Origin of the sequence: Arsenophonus nasoniae DSM 15247, assembly GCF_000429565.1 — a bacterium.
GTDB classification, from domain to species: domain Bacteria; phylum Pseudomonadota; class Gammaproteobacteria; order Enterobacterales; family Enterobacteriaceae; genus Arsenophonus; species Arsenophonus nasoniae.
Map to the genome: position 1 here is coordinate 1 of NZ_AUCC01000165.1, position 2,791 is coordinate 2,791.

At 41.6% G+C, this 2,791-nt stretch carries 5 protein-coding genes, 1 tRNA gene and 1 pseudogene; 4 read left to right on the top strand and 3 right to left on the bottom strand.

Translation table 11 applies throughout. The features are described from left to right. Together G468_RS24015 and G468_RS0116820 are read left to right on the top strand one after the other, a co-directional pair. A pseudogene (locus G468_RS24015) lies at positions 1-87 on the top strand (DUF2815 family protein); the annotation flags it as partial. A gap of 132 nt (positions 88-219) precedes the next feature. Beyond that, on the top strand, positions 220-414 hold the full coding sequence (locus G468_RS0116820; RefSeq protein WP_026824018.1) for a hypothetical protein: 195 nt from the start codon (positions 220-222) through the stop codon (positions 412-414). A gap of 2 nt (positions 415-416) precedes the next feature. Here the strand turns inward: G468_RS0116820 and G468_RS0116825 are convergent. From G468_RS0116825 to G468_RS0116835, 3 genes are all read right to left on the bottom strand, one after another. Continuing rightward, positions 417-492 (bottom strand) — tRNA-Lys (locus G468_RS0116825). 10 nt (positions 493-502) lie between these two features. Next, positions 503-823 (bottom strand): CCDC90 family protein, encoded by a 321-nt coding sequence (locus G468_RS0116830; RefSeq protein ID WP_026824019.1) that lies wholly within the window; start codon positions 821-823, stop codon positions 503-505. Next, positions 804-1,052, bottom strand: a complete 249-nt coding sequence (locus G468_RS0116835; protein WP_026824020.1) for a hypothetical protein — start codon at positions 1,050-1,052, stop codon at positions 804-806. Before G468_RS0116835 ends, G468_RS0116830 begins: the two co-directional genes overlap by 20 nt. 48 nt (positions 1,053-1,100) lie before the next feature. Here G468_RS0116835 and G468_RS23525 point away from each other — a divergent pair, with 48 nt between their 5' ends. Together G468_RS23525 and G468_RS24955 are read left to right on the top strand one after the other, a co-directional pair. Continuing rightward, positions 1,101-1,883, top strand: coding sequence for an ORF6N domain-containing protein (locus G468_RS23525; RefSeq protein WP_034250333.1), 783 nt, complete (start codon positions 1,101-1,103; stop codon positions 1,881-1,883). A 66-nt stretch (positions 1,884-1,949) separates the two neighbouring features. Continuing rightward, positions 1,950-2,648, top strand: a complete 699-nt coding sequence (locus G468_RS24955) for a hypothetical protein (protein WP_246067350.1) — start codon at positions 1,950-1,952, stop codon at positions 2,646-2,648. Positions 2,649-2,791 lie beyond the last annotated feature (143 nt).

A 2,791-nucleotide genomic window follows, 5' to 3' on the forward strand; every position in this document is an offset into this window, starting at 1 on the left:
GATGCATTTAGCGGTGGAAGTGTGGCCTCCGTTGACGAATTTGACGACCTGAGCATGGCTGAGGAAGAAGAGTTATTGGCAAGTTAAACACCAGGGAACTACCGCCGCCTGAGGTGGTTAAACAATCAGGCACCGCTCAAAAATATGAGTGATTTTTACTCAATTTATCTTAAGGAAAATTTGATATGTAACGTGTAAATAACCCGAGGAGTCTCAAAAATGAAATTAGATAATATGAGTGAAACCATTGCACTTACTAATCCCAGTAACAACCACCATTATCTGCTTAACCTGGAACAACCCGTTTACGCTGATGAGGAAACCAGAACATTAATCAATATGATCCAACTACTGGCAGAAGAAAACCAGTACTTGAGAAAAGAGAATAAGCGATTGGCAAAGAGCCATCGGTAAAATGGTGGGCTATGCAGGACTCGAACCTGCGACCGATGGATTAAGAGTCCACTGCTCTACCCACTGAGCTAATAACTCATAATAGTGATTATAGTGCTGGCATTAAAAACGCTTTTACCACCAGAGAAAGGATACCCAAAATACCGGCACCTAACATCCAGCGCATTAACTTTTGTTCAGCACGAATACCTGACATCTCAAGTTGTAGGTCTTTGCGAACTATCTCCATGTCTTTGCGAACATCAGCTATATCACGTTTAAGTTCAATGATATCCGCTTTAGTCGCTACATCAGCAACCTCGTGAGACTTACGCACAACAAGCGAAATAGCCTTAGCTTGCTCTCTGGAAATACCTGCACTTTCAAGCTCTTCTGACGCTTGTAAAGTATCAAATGCAAATTGGCCCATAAAGAAATCCCCCTGTGTTTAGGTAAGTATAACCTAACAATAACCATTGACGAAAGAAGAAATCATGCGCTATAGTTCGTTTAGGTGCTAGAAACACCTTACGAACGGCAACCGCGCCCGTTAGTTCAGCGGTTTTTTTGTGTCCATATTTTAGATATGGCCGAGTGTGGGTGAATAAAATACCAGTAATGGGAATAAGCCCGCTTGCCTTCGTACAAGTTTCTAGCACTTGGCCGCCTGAGCCGTTCAGGCTTTCCTCTAGAAAAGGATACGAAAAATGAACACCATCATTCTTGATAACCTTAAAGTTCTAACTCACGATAATATACCTGTTATCACTACTGAACTACTTGCTAACTTGTATGGTACCGAAGTAATTAGGATTCAACAAAATTATAACCGTAACAATAGTAGATTTATTGAAGGTAAGCATTTCTTCAAAATTACGGGTGAATGCTTAAATAATTTGCGACTATCTTTTAGCGAGTCACAAATATCTGCCAAAACTCGCAGTCCCATACTTTGGACAGAACGAGGAGCCGCTCGCCACGCAAAAATGCTTGAAACAGATAAAGCATGGGATGTATTCGAACAACTAGAAGATTGTTACTTTAATTCAAAAAAAGTTAACAATTCTCAACCCCAAACGAAAGCCGCAGAGCGTTTTACCCACTCCGATACTCGTAACCTGACGCATTTAGTTTGGTGTATGACAAATGGCTTCCGTTTTGAGCGTTCATGGAGTAATGCGGTGTGGCTAGCGTTACGCGAAGTAACTGGCACACCCTCACCGGAGCGTTTTCAGGTAGAGCATATCCCGTTAATGGCTGACGAATGCAGACGCATTTACTACATCACCGAGGCACTACGCCAGATTATCAATGACGCTGAAAAGCAAACGATCAAACGACTTTTGCGTAAACGTGAGAACATCGATACTGTATTAGCGGAAATAAAACAGCTTTTTGAGCAATTCCACCATCAACAAATCGGGATAATCACCGCACGCACCGATCAGTGGTATGAAGGTGAGTTGACCCACTTCTTAGAACGTCACTAATTTAATCTTAACGCCCCTTTTTATAGGGGCAATTTTTCATCAATTTCATTATTGAGGAATTTTTATATGCAAAATTTAATGAATGTACCAAATGTCACACTTTCCAATAACGAAACGATTGACTCGCAACAATTACTGCTAATGGTCAACGAAACACGAAAAGAACACGGCGAACCACCAATTAGAAACAACAAATTTATTGAAAAGGTTAAAGATGAACTTGAAGGAGAGACCTACACAAAAAGTGTAGGTCAAAAAAACGGCGCTGATATTGAAATTATCGAAATGATGCTTAAGCAAGCGCTTCGTGTTGCCGCCCGTGAATCGAAAGCCGTTCGCCGTTCACTGATTGATAAACTGGAGCAGCAAAGCAAACCACAAAGCGCCAATGAAATTATCGCAGCAATGGCGTTAGCTAACGTTGCACAGGAGCGTCGGTTAAAGAGTATCGAGCATCAGGTAGAACAAGTTTCGGAAGAAATCGAACATATAAAACAAGGCACTATCCCCGCGGATTTCCAAGGTTATAGCTATCTTAAAACAAAATATGGCTTAAGCGATGCGAAATGTCGCCAGTTAGTGATGGCGTGGAATGTGCCTTATAAAAAAGTGCCCCATGTAGCGCCAGGTGGTCAGATTACCCAAATGTCGGTAGTTGAGGAAGAAGCATTTAAATACGCGCTGGATACGATGATGCTTGAGTCTGAGAAACGCGGCAGTCAGTGGTATCACCCTAAAATGGGGCGTTTTCCCGTAACCGCCTGATAAGGATGGATTATGCAAAATTTACTATTTTGTGATTTAGAAACCTATAGCGATATTCCGATTAATTGTGGTACGCATCGCTATGCTGAAAATGCAGAAATATTACTTTTTGCCTACGCTTATAATCATGGCTCTGTCAAGGT

Excerpts from the sequence above, each read along its gene's own strand:
- G468_RS0116830 (WP_026824019.1), bottom strand. The coding sequence starts at position 823 with ATGGGCCAATTTGCATTTGATACTTTACAAGCGTCAGAAGAGCTTGAA.
- G468_RS23525 (WP_034250333.1), top strand. The coding sequence starts at position 1,101 with ATGAACACCATCATTCTTGATAACCTTAAAGTTCTAACTCACGATAAT.
- G468_RS24955 (WP_246067350.1), top strand. The coding sequence starts at position 1,950 with ATGCAAAATTTAATGAATGTACCAAATGTCACACTTTCCAATAACGAA.
- G468_RS0116820 (WP_026824018.1), top strand. The coding sequence starts at position 220 with ATGAAATTAGATAATATGAGTGAAACCATTGCACTTACTAATCCCAGT.